Source organism: Streptomyces sp. NPDC056628 (genome assembly GCF_042792555.1).
Lineage (GTDB): Bacteria > Actinomycetota > Actinomycetes > Streptomycetales > Streptomycetaceae > Streptomyces.
In genome coordinates this window covers 54,850-73,500 of the sequence record NZ_JBHTWG010000028.1, presented here as the reverse complement: position 1 = coordinate 73,500, position 18,651 = coordinate 54,850, and the positions used below count along the sequence as shown (strand labels likewise).

21 protein-coding genes are annotated in these 18,651 nt (G+C 74.3%); 14 read left to right on the top strand and 7 right to left on the bottom strand.

The genetic code is table 11. The features are described 5' to 3' along the window. Positions 1-152 precede the first annotated feature (152 nt). The 3 genes from ACFRAC_RS27445 (at position 153) to ACFRAC_RS27435 (ending at position 2,540) form a co-directional block, all read left to right on the top strand. On the top strand, positions 153-950 hold the full coding sequence (locus ACFRAC_RS27445) for a class I SAM-dependent methyltransferase (protein ID WP_382931765.1): 798 nt from the start codon (positions 153-155) through the stop codon (positions 948-950). Between the two features lie 190 nt (positions 951-1,140). Further along, on the top strand, positions 1,141-1,386 hold the full coding sequence (locus ACFRAC_RS27440) for a DUF5133 domain-containing protein (protein ID WP_382931758.1): 246 nt from the start codon (positions 1,141-1,143) through the stop codon (positions 1,384-1,386). Between the two features lie 62 nt (positions 1,387-1,448). Beyond that, positions 1,449-2,540, top strand: coding sequence for a hypothetical protein (locus ACFRAC_RS27435; RefSeq protein ID WP_382931752.1), 1,092 nt, complete (start codon positions 1,449-1,451; stop codon positions 2,538-2,540). Positions 2,541-2,555: 15 nt separating this feature from the next. Here ACFRAC_RS27435 and secD read toward each other — a convergent pair whose 3' ends face one another. From secD to ACFRAC_RS27415, 4 genes are all read right to left on the bottom strand, one after another. After that, positions 2,556-4,778, bottom strand: coding sequence for a protein translocase subunit SecD (gene secD, locus ACFRAC_RS27430; RefSeq protein WP_382931748.1), 2,223 nt, complete (start codon positions 4,776-4,778; stop codon positions 2,556-2,558). Between the two features lie 71 nt (positions 4,779-4,849). After that, the gene (locus tag ACFRAC_RS27425) at positions 4,850-5,215 is read right to left on the bottom strand and encodes a hypothetical protein (RefSeq protein ID WP_382931730.1); all 366 of its coding nucleotides are present in this window, start codon (positions 5,213-5,215) and stop codon (positions 4,850-4,852) included. A gap of 110 nt (positions 5,216-5,325) precedes the next feature. Then, positions 5,326-5,991, bottom strand: coding sequence for a response regulator (locus tag ACFRAC_RS27420; protein ID WP_382931724.1), 666 nt, complete (start codon positions 5,989-5,991; stop codon positions 5,326-5,328). Beyond that, a complete protein-coding gene (locus ACFRAC_RS27415) occupies positions 5,988-6,950 on the bottom strand; it encodes a HAMP domain-containing sensor histidine kinase (protein WP_382931715.1) in 963 nt (320 codons plus the stop codon). The genes ACFRAC_RS27420 and ACFRAC_RS27415 overlap by 4 nt, the downstream gene beginning before the upstream one ends. A gap of 358 nt (positions 6,951-7,308) precedes the next feature. Here ACFRAC_RS27415 and ACFRAC_RS27410 point away from each other — a divergent pair, with 358 nt between their 5' ends. The 6 genes from ACFRAC_RS27410 (at position 7,309) to ACFRAC_RS27385 (ending at position 11,878) form a co-directional block, all read left to right on the top strand. Beyond that, positions 7,309-7,635, top strand: a complete 327-nt coding sequence (locus tag ACFRAC_RS27410) for a TraR/DksA C4-type zinc finger protein (protein ID WP_382931708.1) — start codon at positions 7,309-7,311, stop codon at positions 7,633-7,635. Between the two features lie 50 nt (positions 7,636-7,685). Next, the gene (locus ACFRAC_RS27405; RefSeq protein ID WP_382931702.1) at positions 7,686-8,057 is read left to right on the top strand and encodes a TraR/DksA family transcriptional regulator; all 372 of its coding nucleotides are present in this window, start codon (positions 7,686-7,688) and stop codon (positions 8,055-8,057) included. Continuing rightward, entirely contained in the window at positions 8,054-8,869 is an 816-nt protein-coding gene (locus ACFRAC_RS27400) for a rod shape-determining protein (RefSeq protein WP_382931698.1), read from the top strand. The genes ACFRAC_RS27405 and ACFRAC_RS27400 overlap by 4 nt, the downstream gene beginning before the upstream one ends. A gap of 199 nt (positions 8,870-9,068) precedes the next feature. Continuing rightward, positions 9,069-9,704: a hypothetical protein gene (locus ACFRAC_RS27395; protein WP_382931692.1), complete on the top strand. Its 636-nt coding sequence runs from the start codon at positions 9,069-9,071 to the stop codon at positions 9,702-9,704. A 233-nt stretch (positions 9,705-9,937) separates the two neighbouring features. Further along, positions 9,938-10,792: a hypothetical protein gene (locus ACFRAC_RS27390; RefSeq protein WP_382931685.1), complete on the top strand. Its 855-nt coding sequence runs from the start codon at positions 9,938-9,940 to the stop codon at positions 10,790-10,792. A gap of 123 nt (positions 10,793-10,915) precedes the next feature. Then, positions 10,916-11,878 (top strand): YihY/virulence factor BrkB family protein, encoded by a 963-nt coding sequence (locus tag ACFRAC_RS27385; protein WP_382931680.1) that lies wholly within the window; start codon positions 10,916-10,918, stop codon positions 11,876-11,878. Positions 11,879-11,941: 63 nt separating this feature from the next. On the opposite strand, the gene ACFRAC_RS27380 is transcribed toward ACFRAC_RS27385, so the two are convergent. Next, on the bottom strand, positions 11,942-12,373 hold the full coding sequence (locus ACFRAC_RS27380; RefSeq protein ID WP_382931667.1) for a DUF6003 family protein: 432 nt from the start codon (positions 12,371-12,373) through the stop codon (positions 11,942-11,944). A 265-nt stretch (positions 12,374-12,638) separates the two neighbouring features. On the opposite strand from ACFRAC_RS27380, the gene ACFRAC_RS27375 reads away from it, so the two are divergent. Beyond that, positions 12,639-12,842 carry a cold-shock protein gene (locus ACFRAC_RS27375; RefSeq protein WP_355727909.1) on the top strand — a complete coding sequence of 68 codons (204 nt, stop codon included), beginning with the start codon at positions 12,639-12,641 and terminating at the stop codon, positions 12,840-12,842. Between the two features lie 90 nt (positions 12,843-12,932). Beyond that, entirely contained in the window at positions 12,933-14,519 is a 1,587-nt protein-coding gene (locus ACFRAC_RS27370; protein ID WP_382931655.1) for a DEAD/DEAH box helicase, read from the top strand. Between the two features lie 76 nt (positions 14,520-14,595). Here ACFRAC_RS27370 and ACFRAC_RS27365 read toward each other — a convergent pair whose 3' ends face one another. Next, positions 14,596-14,814 (bottom strand): hypothetical protein, encoded by a 219-nt coding sequence (locus ACFRAC_RS27365; protein WP_382931650.1) that lies wholly within the window; start codon positions 14,812-14,814, stop codon positions 14,596-14,598. Positions 14,815-15,040: 226 nt separating this feature from the next. Here ACFRAC_RS27365 and ACFRAC_RS27360 point away from each other — a divergent pair, with 226 nt between their 5' ends. Both ACFRAC_RS27360 and ACFRAC_RS27355 read left to right on the top strand, forming a co-directional pair. Beyond that, positions 15,041-15,472 (top strand): phage holin family protein, encoded by a 432-nt coding sequence (locus ACFRAC_RS27360; RefSeq protein WP_382931647.1) that lies wholly within the window; start codon positions 15,041-15,043, stop codon positions 15,470-15,472. Next, positions 15,469-15,915, top strand: a complete 447-nt coding sequence (locus ACFRAC_RS27355) for a DUF3618 domain-containing protein (RefSeq protein WP_382931640.1) — start codon at positions 15,469-15,471, stop codon at positions 15,913-15,915. The genes ACFRAC_RS27360 and ACFRAC_RS27355 overlap by 4 nt, the downstream gene beginning before the upstream one ends. Positions 15,916-15,990: 75 nt before the next feature. Here ACFRAC_RS27355 and ACFRAC_RS27350 read toward each other — a convergent pair whose 3' ends face one another. Further along, a complete protein-coding gene (locus ACFRAC_RS27350; RefSeq protein ID WP_382931636.1) occupies positions 15,991-16,782 on the bottom strand; it encodes a serine/threonine protein kinase in 792 nt (263 codons plus the stop codon). Between the two features lie 339 nt (positions 16,783-17,121). Here ACFRAC_RS27350 and ACFRAC_RS27345 point away from each other — a divergent pair, with 339 nt between their 5' ends. Further along, positions 17,122-18,363, top strand: coding sequence for a PP2C family protein-serine/threonine phosphatase (locus tag ACFRAC_RS27345; protein WP_382931630.1), 1,242 nt, complete (start codon positions 17,122-17,124; stop codon positions 18,361-18,363). Positions 18,364-18,651 lie beyond the last annotated feature (288 nt).

Here is an 18,651-nt window from a genome sequence, read left to right as displayed (position 1 = left end):
TGGGCCCTTTTGGGTCCCGCCGGGGCGCGGGGGGGGGGTGGGGGGGGGCGCGGGTGCTGTTGGGGGGGGGGGGCGCCCCCCGGGCGGCCCCCCCCCGCACCCCCACCACGAGGTCCGGCCATGACACTGCCCGCCCGCACGCCGGTGGCCCGATGAGCCCCGGCGGCGGCCGGTACGGCGAGGCCGTCTTCCCGCCCGAACAGCAGGGCGAGGAGGAGCGCGTCGACTTCGGCGCCCTCGCCTACGACGACGTCACCCTGGCCCGGCTGCGGGCCCTCGGCGCCGGACCCGGGTGGCGCTGCCTGGACGTGGGCGCGGGCACCGGCACGGTCGCACGCCGGCTGCTGGACGAGGCCGGCGTGAGCGGTGTCCTCGCCGTCGACCGCGACGTCCGCTTCCTCGCCGCGCGGGCCGTCCCCGGCCTGGACGTGCGGGAGGCCGACGTCACCGCACCGGACTTCGTGTCCGGCCGCTTCCACCTCGTCCACGCCCGCTTCGTGCTGATGCACCTGCCCGACCGCGACCGGGTGATCCGGGCCCTCGCCGAGCAGGTCGAGCCCGGCGGCTACCTGGTGCTCGGCGACGCCGTCGACCTGACCAGTGACCGTGCGCCCGGCACGCCCTACACCCGGGTGATGCGCGCGATGTGGCGCGGACTGCGGGAGACCATCGGCACGGACGTCACCTGGGTGCCGTCGTACCCGCGGCTGCTGCGCGAGGCCGGGCTCGAACAGGTCGCCGCCGAGATCCATGTGCCGCCGCTGGTGCCCGGCAGCCCCATCAGCCGGTTCTGGGCCGACACCTGGGAGCGCAGCCGCGCGGCGATGCGCGCCACCGGCCTCGTGGACGACGCGGCCGTCGACGAGGGGATCCGCTACCTGGACTCCGACGCGTGCGCCGCGCTGTCGGCCGGCCTGCTGACGGCCTGGGGGCGACGCCCCCCGGCGTGAGCCGTGGCCGGATCCTTTCCTGGCGCACACTTCCGTGCAGCCGGCAGGCATGGACCGCCCGCCCCGGGGCACCTGGTGATCAGCTCGGCGCCGCACGGTGCCGGGCGGTGTTGTGCGGGGACGGACATCGGGCCTCCCCGCGAGGGGAGTCGGCCGTACCGCGGCCATGTCTCGGGAGAGAGGAATCGCCATGATCCTGCCGGCGGAGAAGGAACTGCGCAGCGCACTGGCCCGGTTCGCGCAGGCGCGCATCGCCCACGACGTCCTTCCCACCGGCCACACCAGCCGGGCGCTCGAGGACGCCACCTACACGCTGTGCGTGATGACCGGCGCCCGCACCGCCCCCGACGCCCTCCGGGCCGCGGACGCCCTCCTGGAGCGCTACGGCGCCGACCGCCGCGACGGCAAGCCCGAGGACGAGACGCTGGCCGCCTAGGGCGGTGTCAGTGGCCTGATCTAGGGTTCCGGCAGGAGTACCCAGCCCCCTACGGAGCCCTCGTGCCGCGCTCAGCTCGCCTCGTCGTCTCGCTCGACGCCCCCTCGCCCTCCACCGGCTTCGACACGGCCCCGTGCCTGACGTCCGGGCCCGCGTCGCGGCTCCTCGTCCAACGGGACGACGCCGAGCTCATCGTGCGTGAACTCGCGGGGTGGGCACCGGTCTCGACGATCCGCTTTCCCGCGCCCTGGCCGCGCGGGTTCGGCTCGTGGGCGGTGTCGCCCGCCGCCGACCTCGCCGTGTTCGCGGGACGGCACGGCCTGCGGGCCGTCGACCGGGCGGGCCATGTGCGCTGGGAGCTGCGGCACCGCTGCTGGGCGGGGTGCGCGGGACACACGGACGTCGCCGGCTACGCGGACGACCGGGACCACCGGTACTCCGACAGCGGCTCGGTCGCCTTCGCCGCCGACGGCAAGCTCGTCTGGGCCCATGTGCGCGGCCCGTCGGCGGACGCGGACACGGGCCAGGACGGCGCGGAGGAGTGGCTGGTCCTCGACGCCGCCGACGGCACGGTGCTGGACCGAGCCGCCACCGGCACGGCGGCGGCCGGTTCCGTCCACGTCCCGCACCCCGACCCCGGCCAGATGGGCCTGAGCATCGGCGAGGGCCAGGACGGCGCACCCCTGCGCTGGGGGCGCTGGGACGGCCGGCGGCTCGCCGTGGACGCCTTCGGCGGCGCGGACCGCGTCCTGCTCGCGGTGAGCCCCTCGGGGGACCGGCTGCTCACCGTCACCCACGACCAGGACACCCTCGCCGTGCACCGCACCGCCGACGGCTCGGTGACGGCCACCCTGGACGCGGACGCGGTTCCCCCGCATCCGGCGGCCGAGGAGGACACCGAGGACGACGAGACCCGCGCGTACTTCGACTACGAGGGCGGCTTCGTCGACGAGGACACCCTCGTGGTGGGGACCGCCGAGAGCGACGAGGAGTTCGGGCCGGGCCGGCACTGGCTCGTCGACCCGGCCTCCATGCGGCTGCTCGACCGGCTCGCCTACCCCGTCGAGGTGTCCGGCCCGCCCAGGGCGCTGGGCGACGGCACCTGGTACACGGTGTCCGCCGCCGGCGGCGCGCTGCTCGTCTGGGCCCTGTGACCGCGGCCCGACCCGCTACCCACGCCGGTGCAGCTCGATGGCGAGCGGTGTGGCCGTGAACATCGAGGAGTACGTCCCCACCGCGACCCCGATGAGCAGGGCCAGCGCGAAGTCGGTGAGGGAGTCGCCGCCGAACACGGCCAGCGCGGTCAGGATGAACGCCGCCCCCATGCCGGTGTTCACGGTGCGGGGCAGTGTCTGCAGCAGTGCCCGGTTCGCGAGCGTCGCGAAGGGCGCCTCGGGGCTGCGCCGCACCAAGTACCGGACCCTGTCGAACACGACGACCGAGTCGTTGACCGAGTAGCCGATGACGGTGAGCAGCGCCGCCAGGAAGACGCCGTCGATCGGCTTGCCCAGCCACGCGAAGACTCCGACGAGGATCACCACGTCATGGGCCAGGGCAGCGACGGCCGCCGTGCCGAACAGCCAGCGGAAGCGGGCGGACAGATACAGCAGTTGCGCGCCCAGCGCGACGGCCAGCGCGATGAGGGCGCCCCGGCGCAGCTCCTTGCCGAGGCTCGGGCCGATGGTCTCGTCCCGGAGCTTGTCAGCTCCGCCGCCCACCGCGCCGACCGCCCTAGTGACGGCCGACGCCTCGGCGTTCGTCAGCCGGTCGGTGCGCACGCTGATCCGCTGATCCCCGGACGACTGCACGACGGCCCCGGGGAAGCCGGCGTCCGCGAGCGCGGCACGGGCCCGGTCCGGGTCGACGGGGGAGGAGGTGCCGTACTCGATGAGCCGGCCGCCGGTGAACTCGACACCGAAGTCCAGGCCGCGCACCGCGATGCCCGACGCGGCCAGTGCCAGCGCCGCCGCGGACAGGGCCAGCCAGCGCCGCGGGCGCCGCATCAGCCGGGGCTCCCTGCGGGCCAGCCGGTCCCGGACCGCGCCGGTGTGCGCGATGCCGGTCAGTCGCGCGCGGCGGCGCAGCCAGGGCCGGTCGACCACGGGATCGGCGAGGACGCGGGTGACGACCAGGGCGCTGAACATGGAGGCGAGCACACCGATGCCCAGGGTGACGCCGAAGCCGCGCACCGGGCCGGAGGCCAGGAAGAACAGCAGTCCGGCGGCGATGAGCGTGGTGATGTTGGAGTCGGCGATCGCGCTGAACGCTCCCTTGAATCCCGCCGCGAGGGAGGACCGCGGGCTCGGCCGGGTGCGGGCGGCGTACTCCTCGCGGGCGCGCTCGAAGACGAGGACGTTCGCGTCGACGGCCATGCCGATCGCCAGGACGAACCCGGCGAGACCCGGCAGGGTGAGCGTGGCGCCGAGCGCGACCAGCGCGGCGTAGGAGATGAGGCCGTAGCAGGCCAGCGCGACGACGGCCAGGGCGCCGAGCAGCCGGTACACGGCGATGATGAACACGCCGGTCAGCGCGGTGCCGACGGCGGCGGCCCAGGCGCTGGCGGTGATGGCCTCGGCGCCCAGCGTCGGCCCGACCGTGCGCTGCTCGACCGTCTCCACGGGCACCGGCAGGGCGCCGCCGTTGATGAGCAGGGCGAGTTCCTTGGCCTCCTCGGCGCCGAAGGACCCGGTGATCCGCGTGGCCCCGCCGCCGATGCCGGTGCCGCAGCGCACCGAGGGGTCGACCTGCGGCGAGGAGATGACCTTGTCGTCCAGGACGATGGCCACCCGCCGCCCCGGGTCCCCGGCGGGACGGCAGGCCGCCTTGCCGGTCAGCCCGGCCCAGCCGTCGCCGCCGCTGCCCTTGAAGTCGAGGGCGACGTGCCAGCCGGCCCCGCCCCGCTGGTCGAGGCGGGCGGCGGCCTCCTCGACGTCCTTGCCGGTCAGCGAGGCCGCGGCCAGCCGCAGGGGCTGTCCCGTCTCGTCCTCCAGCACGCGCGGGCCGCCGGCCCCCGCCTTCGGGGATGCCCCCGCCTTCGGGGAGGCCGTGCCGAGGACCTCGTGGAAGGTGAGCTGCGCGGTGCGGCCGAGCACGTCCGCGGCGCGGGCCGGGTCCTGGACGCCGGGCAGTTCCACGACGATCCGGTCGGTGCCGGAGCGGGACAGGGAGGGCTCGGCGACACCGAGCGCGTCGATACGGTCGCGCAGCACCTCCAGGGTGCGGTCGGTGGCCTCGGCGGCGGAGTCGCCCTTGCCGGGGCGGGTCTCCAGGACGATCTGCGTACCGCCGCGCAGATCGAGCCCGAGGCGTACGGGCACGGTGAACGAGATGAACAGGGACAGGGCGATCACGGCGAGGGCGAGCAGCCCTCTGAGGCGCAGGGCGCGGGTCAAGGGGGGCCTCCGGCAGGCACACCACGGCCACCACGGTGACCGGGGTCGGGCGGGGAAGGGAACGACGTGCGTCAGATGCCGGAGGCGGGTGGCGGAGCACGCCGGTGGTGGGCGTTGCCCGGGTGGGTGCGCTCCGGCGCGGCCGCCGCGCCGAGGGGTGTGCGGGCGGGGGACGGTGCGCGGTGCGGCGCGCAGCGCGCGGCGGGTACGGCGGGCGGCGCCGGCCGTTCGGCGGAGGCGTCGCCCTGGCCGCGGACCACGGCGGGACGGACGTGATCGTGTCCGTCGTCCGCCGACGGCGCACCGCTGGTCGCCGGGGACGCGGGGGAGGGGCGCGGGGCACTGTGGGCCGGCGGGCTCAGGAGCGCCAGGAGCACGGCGAGCAGGACGGCGACCGGCCCCGCGGCACGGGGGACGGCGCGTGCGGTGCGTGCCATACGTCGTCCCCCTTGTCCGGTTCTCTGGCTGTGTCAGGCGGTCGGGGCCCGAGGATCCTGACCGGGAAGCAGGCGGCCGGGACCTCGGACGGCCGGGAGGGCGGGGCGGCTCAGGGCTCGATGAGCCCGGCCCGGATGGCGTACCGGGTGAGCTCCAGACGGTCGCGCAGGCCCAGCTTGTGCAGCAGGTTCGCCCGGTGCCGGTGGACCGTCTTGATGCTGATGAACAGGAGCTCGGCGATCTCCTTGGACGAGTGGCCCTCGGCGACGAGCTTGAGCACCTCCTCCTCACGGGGTGTGAGGACCTGCCCGGGAGGCTCCTCGCCGTGGCGGACCCGGTCGAGGTAGTTGCGGATCAGGGCGGTGACCGCGCCCGGGTAGAGGAAGGGCTCGTCGCGCATGGCGGCGCGGCAGGCGGTGACCAGGTCGCGGTCGGCCACCGACTTCAGCACGTAGCCGCTCGCCCCCGCCTTCAGCGCCTGGAAGAAGTACTGCTCGTTGTCGTGCATCGTCAGGATCAGCACCCGCACGTCCGGCTTCAGCGCGTTGAGTTCACGGGCGGCCTGAAGCCCCGTCATCCGGGGCATGGTGATGTCCAGGACGGCCAGGTCGACGTCCTGGCCGCGGGCCAGCGCGACCGCCTCGGCGCCGTCGCCGGCCTCCGCGACGACCTCCAGATCCGGCTCCCGGTCGAGGATCAGCCGCACCCCGCGCCGTACCAGCGCGTGGTCGTCGGCGAGGAGGATGCGGATCACGGATGTGTCGGTGGCGGTCATGACTGCTCTCCGGGGACGGACGGGACGGGCACCGCGAGCCGGACCTGTGTCCCGGCCCGCGGTGCGGAGGTGATGTCCAGCGTGGCCCCCACGAGCAGGGCCCGCTCGCGCATGCCGCGGATCCCCGCGCCCTCGCGCGCGACCCCCGTGCCGCGGCCGTCGTCGGTGACGGACAGGGTCACCGTGTCCCCGGTGTGACGCAGACTCATCTCCAGCCTCCCGGCCTCGGCGTGGCGGGCCGCGTTCGTCAGGGCCTCCTGCGCGACCCGGTACAGCACCAGCTCGGTCTCCGGGTCCAGCGCGGGCAGGTCGGCGTCGAAACGGCGGGCCACCCGCAGCCCGGTGTGGGTGGCGAACTCCGTCGTCAGCGAGGTCAGCGCACTCACCAGACCGAGGTCCTCCAGGACGCCGGGGCGGAGCCGGCGCACCAGCCGGCGGACCTCGTCCAGGCTCTCCCGGGTGATCTCCTGCGCCTGCTGCAGCTCACCGCGCAGGGGCTCCTCGGCCTCGTCCGCCGCCCTCTTCAGCACCAGCAGGATGGCGGTCATGCTCTGGCCGACCTCGTCGTGCAGCTCCTGGGCGATACGGCGCCGTTCGCCCTCCTGCGCGAGCAGGGCCCGCGCGCTGCTGGCGGCGCGCTCGTGCTCGAGCCGCTCCAGCATGGCGTTGAAGCCGCTGATCAACTCGGCGGTCTCACCCCGCCCCCGCTCCGGCAGGCGCTGTCCGGGCCGCAGCAGGTCGACAGTGGTCATCAGCCGGGTGAGCCGGCCCAGCGGGGCCAGCCCGATGCGCAGCAGCGCCGCGTTGGCGATCAGCATCACGGCCAGACCGCCCACCAGGATGACCGCCTCGGTCAGCAGCACCGGCACGGAGACGGTGACCGGCGCCCACAGCAGCAACCCGGTCGCCGTACCCAGGACCACGGCGTTGAGGGCGAAGATCCGCCAGAACAGGGACACCGCGATGACGCCTCTCTCCTTGGGACAGGGCTCTGTCCTCCCTTTCGGTCACCGCGCACCCCGAGCATGGGCTCCGGCCATGGCCGCGGACCGGCCTGAGCCCCAGCCTGCTCGCGGCCGGCCGTTCCGTCGATGGGTGCCAGTGCCCATTTCCACCCGTCGGGGCCGCGTCCGCCCCCGCGCGGGACGGTCCGTAAATGGGTATCGCGCCCGATGGGATTTCCGCGCGCGGTCGGCCACGGTGGGGGCATGACCCAGCCACCGTGATCCCGGGCCCCGCATCCGCCAGGCCTGCCCCCCGGCAGGCCTTCTCCGTACGCACCGCCCCGTCACGAACACTTCGACGCCAGGACACGCCATGTCTCTCGACACCACCCCGACCGATCACCGTCTCAAGCCCGCGACGGCCCACGAGACCCGTCAGCGGCTGGAGCACGAGCGCGCCACCCGGCTCACCCAGCTCCAGGCCCTCGCCGAGGCGGGGGAGGAGGCCGCGGAACACCTGATGACGGCGCAGAAGGAGACCCTGGAACGCGTCCTCAAGGAGATCGACGCCGCCTTCGCCCGCGTCGAGGACGGCAGCTACGGCACCTGCCAGGGCTGCGCCAAGCCGATCCCGGCCGAACGCCTGGAGATCCTGCCGTACGCGCCGTACTGCGTGCCCTGCCGACGGACCACCGCCTGACGACACCCCCCGTCCGTCTCCGTCTCTCCCGCCCTGCCCGAAGGGGTGAAGTGGTGAACCAGATCACCGGTGACCGCAACGCGGCCCTGTCGGCCGAGGACCTCGCGGCGCTCCGCGAGAACCTGCACGAGCAGCTCCTGTTCCGCCGGGAGCAGCTGCAGCAGCTCACGGTCGCGGCTCTGCCGCGCGCCGAGGCGCTGCCCGACCGCCGGGCCGCGGGCCGTATCGAGGTGCGCGTCAAGCTCGCCGCCTCCGCGCGCATGGTCCTCGCCGATGTCGAGGCGGCCCTGGCCCGCATGGACGACGGCGACTTCGGCACCTGCCGTCTGTGCCGCCGGACCATCGACCGCGACCGTCTGATGATCGTGCCCCAGGCCCGCTACTGCGCGCGGTGCCAGCAGGTCAAGGAGGCCCGGCGGTGACGGCGGTCGACCCCCACGCGGCCAGGGCCCGGCACCGGTCCTGGCCCCGGCGCTGCGCCGGCGTCGCCCTCGATCTGGGCAGCGCCCGCACCCGCGCCTGGCTGCCGGGCCACGGCCTGCTCTTCGACGTCCCCACGGTGACGTTCGGCGACGGCCCCCTGCACCCCATACGGCGCGGCGTCATCGTCGACACCCCCGGCACCGCCCGGATGCTCGACCGGCTGCTCGGCCACCGTCTGCCCCGGCTGGGCAGACCCCTGGTCATCGTGGCGGCGCCCGTCCTCGGGGGCGTGAGTTTCCGCGCGCAGGCCCGCAGCGCGGCCGAGGCCCTGCGGCCGCAGAGCGTGCTCACGGTCCCGGCGGCCCGGGCCGTGGCCGAGGCGGCCGGCGCCGACCTGAGCCGGCCCCTGCTCGTGGCGGACATCGGCGCCCACGTCACCGACGTCGTCCTGCTCACCGACGGCACGGTGACCGACGCCCGCCGCACCACGGTGGGCACCAGCGACCTCGACCGGTCGGCGCCGCCCGCGCGTATCACCGAGGCGGTCACCGCCATGGTGACCGCCGTCCTGGAACAGGACGACACCCCGCAGACCCTCGGCGCCCTGCGGCGCGGCATCCTCCTGGCCGGCGGCGGGGCACTGCGCCCCGACATCACCTACCGCCTGACGGAACAGCTGCACGCCCCCGTGAAGCCCGTGCCCGCCCCGCACACCGCCGCCGTACGCGGCGCCGCCGCCCTCCTGCAGGCCGTGCACGCCCACCCGTCGGCCGCACCGGGCCCCGGCGACTCCGCCCGTCACCCGCGCTAGGTGGAGCGACCCGCGGGGTCGTTTCACGCGGCTGACGGGTGGGCGGCCGCGTGAACAAGGCCGCGGGTCGTTCCACCCGAGGCTCCCCCGCACACGTCCCGCCCGACCACCCGGCGGGACGACGTGCCTGAACGGCCACCCCTGGTCGCTGTCCTTCGCCGGACAGCCCCCGGAAGCCGGCCACGCGGAAGGAGAGACCATGGCCCGCGCGATCCCCCCGGCACAGCCACCGCCGGACGACCCCGTTCCCGAGGAACCCCGCCACGTCCTGACCTGGCGATTGCGGCGCAACCCGCTGCGTCGCCCCGCCGACCTGGCGCAGGCGTGGATCGCCCTCGGCCTGTTCCTCGCCGTCCTGGCGGCCACACCCGCCGCCATGTTCCTGGCCGGCGACGCCGCTCATCGCCATTACCTGCACAAGGCCCGCCACCAGGCCGCCACCCGTCACGAGGCCACCGCCGTCACCGAGCACGACGCCCCCCGTCACCTGGAACCGGGCAGTGACGAGGCCGGGAAGGCCCGCTATCCGGTCACCGTCCGCTTCACCGACGACGGGGGCCGCACCCGCACCGCCGAGGCGAAGGTGCCTCCGTCCCTGCCCGCGGGCAGCACGATCCGGGTGTGGGTCGACGCCGAAGGCGAGGTCACCGGACCGCCCCTGACCCGGGATCAGGTCCGCGACAGCGCGCTCGGCTGTGCCGTCCTCGCCGCGATCGCCGTGCCCGTCGCCGCGGCGATCGCCCACCGCTGGGCCGTCCGCCGGCTGGAGCTGCGCAACCTCGCCCGGTGGGAGGAGGAGTGGGCCCGCACGGCCCCGCGTTGGACGGTGCGCTGACCCGACGTACCGGATCTTCATGTTCCGCTTGCCGGGCCGACGGCAACCCGCAGTACCAGGTGCCCATCCAGGCACTCCCCGCACCCGCCGACATGACCGAAGGACGTGCCCCACACCTCCTCATCCGGTCAACCTCCCCTGTCTCCGGGCGTATCGCGCCCGCTCGGGGGCACCCACGTCGCACGCCGACGGCGCGTCGGAGGGTGTCGGCACTGTGAGGAGAAAGGGAGCACATGCGGAGCAGAGGGGCGAGGGCGTCCGCGATCGGTACGGCCGTCCTGCTGGGCAGCGTCGTACTGACGGCCTGCGGGGGCGACAGCGAACCGGAGGCCGGCAAGCCCGCGGCGGCCGGCGAGAGCGACGGCGGTCGGCAGCAGGGCACACAGGCCGTGCGCGGCGCCTACGACAAGACGGCCGAAGCCGACACGGCGAAGATGACGGTGAAGGTCAGGGCCGCGGCCGAGGGGAAGACGGTCAGCTCCGACGGCAAGGGCGCCATCGACTTCGAGGACGGCGAGAGCACCATGACCGTCACCGCCGCGGGCCGGACCGTCGAGCAGCGCGTGGTCGACCAGGTGCTCTATCAGAAGGTGCCCGGGCAGAAGAAGGACGGCAAGGCCTGGATGAAGATCGACCTGCGGAAGGTCGCGGAGCAGCAGGGCGCCGACCCGGGACAGATCGGTGACCCGGCCCAGTCCGCCGCCTACGCCAAGGCGATCAGCGACGACGACGTCCGCAAGGCGGGATCCGAGAAGATCAACGGTGTCGACACCGTCCGCTACGACGTCTCCGTCGACGTCTCCCGGCTGCCCGGCGGCGAGCGGCTGCGCGACCAGGTCGGCCCGACACTGCCCATGCGGCTCTGGCTCGACGACGACGGCCGCATCCGGCGCCAGCAGATCGACATGACCGTCAAGACACCGGCCTCCGCCGAGCCCGGCGCGGGCGGTTCGTCCCAGCAGGTCAAGGTCAGCACGGTGACGGAGTACACCGACTTCGGCACCGACGTCGGGGCCGAGGCCCCGCCGGCCGGCCAGGTGGCCGACGTGACCGGCCAGGTGGCGCGCCAGGGGCAGAAGCAGAGCTGACCCGCCGGGCCCGGCCGCACCAGGCCGGGCCCACGGCTTTTTCCGCTCCTCGCGAGGTGGGGCGTGACGGTTCCCGGGCATCCGGAGACGGACAGCCGCACACCGAGGGAGCGTCGAACGAACATGGGTACCGCCGTCCGCGTGCCACAGACCCGCGACATGATCGGGGAAGAGCTCTCCGGCGACGAGGCGTTCACCGCCCTGCGTCACTACGGAGGATGGCGGCTGCTGACCGACTCCTTCGCACGGTTCCGCTACGCCGACGGATTCAGCAACGCCCGCGCCCTCGCCTTCCAGGTCGTGCTCGGTCTGGTCCCGTGCACCGTGGCCCTCGTCGGGCTCGCCACCTCCGTGCACACCGAGGGGGTCGGCGACGTCATCGAGCGCACCCTCGGCCGGATCGTGCCGGGCGCCAGCGCCGACGTCGTCGCCGACGCCTTCGACGGCACCCGTCGCACCGCCCACGGCGACGTGTGGAGCACCCTCGCCCTGTGGCTCGGCCTGGGCTTCGCGCTGCTCAACCTGGCCTCGGCCATGGGCCAGATCGAGCGCGGCGCCAACCGCATCTACGGCATCGAGCGCGACCGGCCCTTCCCCCGCAAGTACGCCCGCGCGATGGTGCTCGCCCTCGCCGCGGGACTGCCCCTGGGTCTGGGCTTCGTCGCCCTCGTCGCGGGTGAGGCCGTAGGCGACGCCGTGGCGGCGTCCGCCGGCCGGGACGGTGGCCCGCAGTGGTGGGGCGTGCTCGGCGTCCCCGTCGGGCTGGTCCTCGCCTGGGTGGCCTCCGCCGTGATCTTCCGCTGGGCCCCGCGCCGGGTGCAGCCCGGCTACACCTGGCTCGCGTTCGGGTCGGCCGTGCACCTCGTGCTGTGGGTGGCGGCCACCTGGCTGCTCGGCCTGTACGTGGAGGGGAGCGGTGCCTTCGGCGCCGTGTACGGCCCGCTCACCGCGTTCGTCGCCCTGCTGCTCTGGGCCAACCTGACGGCCGTCGCCCTGTTCCTGGGCATCGCCTTCGCGGCCCAGCTGGAGGCGGCCCGCGCCGGGATCGCCTCCGCCGTCCGGCCCGACCCCGGAGCGGGCGGATGACCCGCGGGGGTGAGCCTCCGGGCCCGCGGGGGTGACCTTCCGGCCCGCGGGGAGGGCTCGCCGTCAGCCGCGGGCCGCAGCCGTCACCGTCGCGGGGTCCACGCCCGTCAGCTCGACGATCCGGTGCGGGGCGACCCCGGCGGCCAGGGCCCGCCCGATCATGCCGTCCCGGTCGCCCGCGCAGTCGCGCCAGGCCAGGAGCTCCTCCTCGACACGGGCCAGCGGCTCCGGGGCCGTCGTGTGCCGGACGCGGCTCAGTTCCTCGTCGCCGAGCGGGACGGGCAGGCGCTCGGCGTCCTCGGGGATGGCCCCGGTCTCCTCCGGCGGAAGGAGCCGCAGCCTCGGGTCGGTCGCCGTGACGCGCTGGGCGTCCAGCCACGCGCGCACCGCCGGGGTGTCCATACAGGCGAGATCACCGACGGTGGCCGGGGCGACGCCGGGCGGCGCGGAGGCGTCGGCGTCGTCGAGCAGGAACAGGTAGGCGTCCTCGGTCATTCTGGATCCTTCTCCACAGGTCAGATCGGGTGGGGCCGGTCGACCCCCGCTTACCCCGCCGGAGCGGCATTACCGCCCCGGTTCCCGATCCCGCGACCCGGAGGGCTCGTCCGCCGTCCGGCCGATCTGTGCTACGGTTGTGGAGTTGCAGTTGTGGTACCCATGAACCTATGTGCGCCTGACGGGAATGTTCATCCATCAGGCGCATTATTCGTTTTTACCGGCTTCTCCGGATGGGGCCTCTGCCTATCAGAAGGAGAACGTCATGGCACAGGGAACCGTGAAGTGGTTCAACTCCGAAAAGGGTTTCGGATTCATCGAGCAGGACGGCGGCGGCCCTGACGTCTTCGCCCACTACTCGAACATCGCGTCGCAGGGCTTCCGTGAGCTCCAGGAGGGCCAGCGGGTCTCCTTCGACGTCACGCAGGGCCAGAAGGGCCCGCAGGCGGAGAACATCGTCCCCGCCTGATCGCCGGACGTAGTCCGCTCACCGGGGTCCGCATCCTTGTGATGCGGACCCCGGTTTGTGCTGTTTCCAGGAAGGCAGAGAGAGAACCGCATGGCCCGCAGACCCCAGAAGTCGAATCGACGCGCTACGGCACCCGCCTCGCCCACGCCGTCGCACAGGGAATTCCGGTTGCCGGAAAGCACGACGCCCCCACTTCCCGCCGTCGAGGACTTCGCCGGTCTGGACATGCCCGAAGCGCTGCTGAAGACCCTCGCCGCCCAGGGCGTGACCACCCCCTTCCCCATCCAGGCCGCCACGCTGCCGAACTCGCTCGCGGGGCGCGACCTGCTGGGCCGGGGCCGTACCGGCTCCGGTAAGACGCTCGCCTTCGGGCTGGCCCTGCTGGCCCGCACCGCCGGGCTGCGCGCTCAGCCCAAGGCGCCCCTCGCCCTGGTGCTGGTCCCGACCCGTGAGCTCGCCCAGCAGGTGACGGACGCGCTGATGCCGTACGCGACCTCCGTGAACCTGCGCCTGACCACCGTCGTCGGCGGGCTGTCGATCACCAAGCAGGCCGGTGCGCTGCGGCGCGGGGCCGAGGTCCTGGTGGCCACCCCCGGCCGGCTCAACGACCTCGTGGAGCGCGGCGACTGCGTCCTCGACCAGGTGCGCATCACGGTGCTGGACGAGGCCGACCAGATGACCGACATGGGCTTCCTGCCGCAGATCACCAGGCTGATCCAGCAGGTGCGGCCCGACGGCCAGCGGCTGCTGTTCTCGGCCACCCTGGACGCGAACATCGACCGTCTCGTGCAGCGGTTCCTCACCGACCCCGTGGTGCACTCCGTGGACCCGTCCGCCGGAGCGGTCAGCACCATGGAGCACCATGTGCTCCACCTCCTCGACGAGACCGACAAGAAGGCCGTCACCACCCGCATCGCCGCCCGTGACGGCCGGGTCATCCTCTTCCTGGACACCAAGAGGTCCGCCGACCGGCTCGCCAAGCGGCTGCTGGCGGTCGGCGTCCGCGCCGCCGCACTGCACGGGGGCCGCTCCCAGCCGCAGCGCAACCGCACCCTCGAGCAGTTCAAGAACGGCGACGTCACCGCGCTGGTGGCGACCAACGTCGCGGCACGCGGCATACACGTCGACGACCTCGACCTCGTCGTGAACGTCGACCCGCCGACCGACCACAAGGACTACCTGCACCGGGGCGGCCGCACGGCCCGCGCCGGCGGCTCCGGCAGCGTCGTCACGCTCGTCCTGCCCGAGCAGAAGCGGGACGTCACCCGGCTCATGTCGGAGGCGGGCATCCGTCCGCGGACGTCCCGGATCACGTCGAGCGACACCGTGCTGACCACGATCACCGGTGCCCGCGAGCCGTCCGGTGTGGCCGTCACGATCACGGTGCCGGAGCAGCCGCAGCCGGCGGCGTCCCGCCCGGCCCGCAAGACCGGCACCGCCAAGCCGTCCTCGCGCGGGGGCCGGCGGCGCCGAGGCGAGGGCGCCGCCAAGGCGGCACCCGAGGCAGGCGCCCGGAAGACCGGCGGCGGTTCCCCCCGCCGCTCCGGGTCCGGCGCGGCGGGTTCCACGGGCGCCTCCACCGGCGGATCGCGACGCGGGGCCCCGCGCAGGTCCACGTCCGGCGGGGGAGCGGCGGGCCGTACGGCCGACCGTCGCGGCGGCGGCCGCAGCGCGTAGACCCCAGCTCACGCACACACGAGGGCCGGCCCTCCGCAGACCGCGGGGGACCGGCCCTCGTCCGTGCGGGGCGCCGTCACGCCGCGTGCGCGCGGTGCGTGGACGGCTTCGCCTCCGGACGGGCGGGAGCATCCGCCGCGCCGCCCCGGATCAGCCGCAGATGACGGCGTCCGTCCCGCGCGTGCCGCGCGCGCCGCTCGGCGCCCGGCGCCGCGGCCAGCCAGTCCTCGACACGGCTCATCACCAGCAGCAGCGCGCCGAGAGCGGGCAGCAGCAGGACGGCGGTGACGATCACGACGGGTCCCTTCCTCGACTCCACTGCCGGCCGGGTGCCCTTCCCCCCAGGCCGACGCGCCCGGAGAGGAGTGGAGGTGCCGTGAAGGTCCGCCGCGTCTCCTCAGCACCTTCGGTTTTGGCTCGGATCCGGTTGTCGTGAACGGGACTTTCGGGGTACTCGCCCGCTCAGCGGACGGCGCCCCGGCGCCGTCCTGCCAGAAACCGAGAGACGGGAGGTGATCGCCATGGCGTCGGACACTGAGGCGCGCCCCGTCTCCGACCAGCAGACGACGAGGTCGGAGCCGGTCGGGGAACTGGTGCAGCGCGCTTCGCAGCAGCTGACGGAGCTGGTGCGGGCCGAACTGCACCTGGCGCAGGCGGAGATGAAGGAGAAGGGCAAGCGATACGGCAAGGGAGGCGGGCTCTTCGGCGGCGCGGGCCTGGTCGGGTTCCTGATGCTCCAGGCGCTCGTGGCCACGGCGATCGCGGCCCTGGCGGTACCGCTGCCGGTGTGGGCCGCGGCCCTCATCGTGACGGCGGTGCTCGGCGTGATCGCCGCCGTGATGGCGCTGACCGGCAAGAAGCAGGTGTCGCGGGCGGCTCCGCCCAAGCCCGAGCAGACGATCGAGAATGTCAAGGCCGATGTGGCCGAGATCAAGGAGAGTGCGCACCGATGACTCAGGCCCCCCACGACAAGCCCACCGCCGAGACCCCCGAGGAACTGCGCGCGCAGGTGGAGAACACCCGCCACGAGCTCGGCAGCACGGTGGAGGCCCTGGCAGCCAAGGCCGACGTCAAGACCCGGGCCCAGGAGAAGGCCGCCGAGGTGAAGGTCCAGGCGGCCGACCGGGTCGGCGCCCTCAAGGAGCAGGCCGTCCACAAGGCCGAAGAGGTGAAGGCCAAGGCGTCCGACGCGACGGCGCGCGTGCAGGCCAAGGTGCCGGACCAGGTCAAGGACACGATGGAACACGCCGGGCAGCTGTGGCAGGAGAAGGCGCCCCGGCCCGTCCAGGACAAGGCCGCCCAGGGCGCGCGGCTGGCCCGGGAGCACCGTGGCCTGCTGATGGCCGCGGCAGCGGTCGGCGTCTGCGTGTGGCTGGTGCGCCGGCGCACGAACTGACACACGGAGGCCGGCGCGCGGCCGTCCGGGACCGACGCACGGGCGCCGGGCCCCCGGTCGCGGCGCCGGCTTCGTTCATCGCGGCCTGCCGGTGCCCGGTGCGGGCCGCCGGCGTGACGGCAGCAGCGCGAGGTGTTCCTCCCGGACCAGGCCGAAACGCAGGGCGAGCGAGGCCAGCCGGGTCCGCTTGGCCCCGGTACGCCCTTCGCCGCCACCGGTCTCACCGCCCAGGCGCAGCTTCGCGCGGGCCAGGTAGTCGATGTGGTAGTTCACGGCGGAACGGGTCAGGCCGCCGCAGCCGTCCAGGGGGCGCAGACGCCGGGCGATGTCACCGGCACCCGGCGGTGCGCCGTCCGGCACCCCGCGCAGCCGTGGCTCGCACAGGGCGACCAGGACCAGGAAGTACTTGGCGGTGACGTCCAGCGCGAAGGGGCGCGCGGTCCGCTCGTCCGCGCCCGGTGCGTCCCGCCCGGCCAGGTAGGCGTGCTGCGGGGCGAACACCGTGAACCCGGTGCTGCCGTCCAGGGCGGGCAGGACGACCCGGGAGAACTCGAAGGGCACCGGCGCGCCGAGCCGTCCCGGCGCCACGGTCAGATACTCCCCGCCGTTCTCCATGTTCTCCACCACGTACGCGGTGCCGGCGCTGAAGTTCGACAGCCGCCAGTAGTCCCCGGCGGCCTCCACCAGCCCCGCCCGCCCGGACACCCCCGGATCGCGCAGGGCGACGAAGTGGCCGGCCCGGCCCCCGGGCCGGTCGCGCCCGAACTCGGCCGTGTCTCCCGGCCCCAGGTACAGCAGATCCGGCGCGCCCGTGCCGGCGGCGCCCGGCCGCGACGGACCGGACGACTGGACGATGATCGTCTCCAAGCCCGTGTCTCCCCCGAGATGACCGCCGGGCCGCGCGGACGGCCCGGCGTGACAGGTGTGCGGACGTCGCGGGGGCCGTGCCGGCGGATGGTCGGTCCGCTCCCGCCCGGTGCGACACCGAGAGCATCACCGTTCCCGCCGGGGCACCGCAACCACCCGTACCGGACACGTCACCCTGGAACCGTCCCGCCCCTTTTGACGTGCGGCGACGCGGCAGCCTGGGATGCCGCCGGCCCGGCAATCACCGCATGCGCTCCACCCGCCGGGGGAGCCGGGCGGCCGCAGCCCCCGTAGATTGGTACTGACGGCGATCACGCTCGACGGCTGCGGAGAGCGCGCATGACGGCGGACATCGAATTCACGGCCTTCTTCGACGCCACACCGAGCCCGTATCTCGTGCTGGACACGGACCTGGTGATCCGTTACGTCAACCCGGCCTTTCTGAGGACCACCGGCTGCACCCCTGACGAACTGGTCGGCAAACCCTTCTTCGACGCCCTGCCGGAGAACCCCGGCGCCCCCGCCGAACACGCCGAACACGCCCTCAGGGACTCCCTGACGCGGGTCCTGAACAGCGGGAAACCGGAGACCCTGGTGCTCCAGCGCTACGACATCCCCGCCCGCGACTCGTCGGGCGGCTTCGAGGAGCGCTGGTGGTCCGAGATCCACACCCCGATCGCCGGACCGGACGGCGCGGTGCGGTGGGTCGTCGTGCGCGCCGACGACGTCACCGGGTTCGTCCGCTCCCAGCGCGCGCAGGAGCCGGCCGGCGAACCGACCGACCTGGAGAAGGGCATGGCCGCCGAGCTGTACGTCCGCGCCCGTGAGGTGCACCGGCTGAACCAGGAGCTGCGCCAGGCCCACGCCCGGGAACGCCAGATCGCCGTGGCGTTCCAGGAAGCCATGCTCTCGGCCCCCGACCTGGACAGGCACCACGACAACATCGCCGTGCGCTATCTGCCCGCGGCCTCCTCGCTCAACGTCTGCGGCGACTGGTACGACGTCGTCGACCTTCCGCCCGACCGCTACGCCGCCGCGGTCGGGGACGTCGTGGGCCACGGCCTGCACGCCGCCGCCGTCATGGGCATGCTCCGCAGCGCCCTGAGCGCGGTGATCCGGGCCATCCCCAGCCCGGCCCAGGCCCTGGAGGTGCTCGGCCTGTACGCCCGCTCCATGGAGGGCGCCACGGCGGCGACCGCGGTCAAGGTCCTCGTCGACACCCGCAGCCGGCTGATCATCTACAGCAACGCGGGGCATCCGCCGCCCGTCCTGCTCCACGCCGACGGCTCGTTCGAACTGCTGGACAAGGCGACCGACCCGCCCCTGGGCACCCGTGAGCACCATGTGCCCCGTCCCCAGGCCGGTGTTCCCTTCCAGCCGGGTGACACCCTCGTGCTCTACACCGACGGCCTCATCGAGCGGCGCGGGGAGGACATCGACGTCGGCCTGGCCCGGCTCACCAACGCCCTCGCCCAGGACGGCGCCCTCGTGCCCGAGGGGCTGGCCGACGCGCTGCTCGCCCGGCTCGACGTCGCGGGCGGCTCCTCCGACGACATCGCGCTGATCGTCGTCCGCCTCTGACGCCCCCGGCCGGCCCGGTGGGACTGGGGCGGCCCGCCGACGGGACGTGGCCGGAGCCAAGCCGTACAGCGGGCGACGGGGGCACGTTCGTGCCCGCCGGGGCTGCTGCCGGAACGGATCGATCCCACGACAGGAGAGTTCATGGGGAACTGTCCGCGCGGACGAGGCGGAGGAGGCGTGGCGGGTCGTCGAACCCGTGCTGTCCGCGGGTGCAAGGACCTGGTGCCGCTGGAGGAGTACCCGGCAGGCTCCGACGGGCCGCCCGCCCGGTGACACCGCGTGACGCCC

Coding starts and splice junctions, on each gene's coding strand:
- ACFRAC_RS27445 (WP_382931765.1), top strand. CDS start 153: ATGAGCCCCGGCGGCGGCCGGTACGGCGAGGCCGTCTTCCCGCCCGAA.
- ACFRAC_RS27440 (WP_382931758.1), top strand. CDS start 1,141: ATGATCCTGCCGGCGGAGAAGGAACTGCGCAGCGCACTGGCCCGGTTC.
- ACFRAC_RS27425 (WP_382931730.1), bottom strand. CDS start 5,215: ATGGCACGCACCGCACGCGCCGTCCCCCGTGCCGCGGGGCCGGTCGCC.
- ACFRAC_RS27420 (WP_382931724.1), bottom strand. CDS start 5,991: ATGACCGCCACCGACACATCCGTGATCCGCATCCTCCTCGCCGACGAC.
- ACFRAC_RS27410 (WP_382931708.1), top strand. CDS start 7,309: ATGTCTCTCGACACCACCCCGACCGATCACCGTCTCAAGCCCGCGACG.
- ACFRAC_RS27395 (WP_382931692.1), top strand. CDS start 9,069: ATGGCCCGCGCGATCCCCCCGGCACAGCCACCGCCGGACGACCCCGTT.
- ACFRAC_RS27390 (WP_382931685.1), top strand. CDS start 9,938: ATGCGGAGCAGAGGGGCGAGGGCGTCCGCGATCGGTACGGCCGTCCTG.
- ACFRAC_RS27385 (WP_382931680.1), top strand. CDS start 10,916: ATGGGTACCGCCGTCCGCGTGCCACAGACCCGCGACATGATCGGGGAA.
- ACFRAC_RS27380 (WP_382931667.1), bottom strand. CDS start 12,373: ATGACCGAGGACGCCTACCTGTTCCTGCTCGACGACGCCGACGCCTCC.
- ACFRAC_RS27375 (WP_355727909.1), top strand. CDS start 12,639: ATGGCACAGGGAACCGTGAAGTGGTTCAACTCCGAAAAGGGTTTCGGA.
- ACFRAC_RS27370 (WP_382931655.1), top strand. CDS start 12,933: ATGGCCCGCAGACCCCAGAAGTCGAATCGACGCGCTACGGCACCCGCC.
- ACFRAC_RS27360 (WP_382931647.1), top strand. CDS start 15,041: ATGGCGTCGGACACTGAGGCGCGCCCCGTCTCCGACCAGCAGACGACG.
- ACFRAC_RS27355 (WP_382931640.1), top strand. CDS start 15,469: ATGACTCAGGCCCCCCACGACAAGCCCACCGCCGAGACCCCCGAGGAA.
- ACFRAC_RS27345 (WP_382931630.1), top strand. CDS start 17,122: ATGACGGCGGACATCGAATTCACGGCCTTCTTCGACGCCACACCGAGC.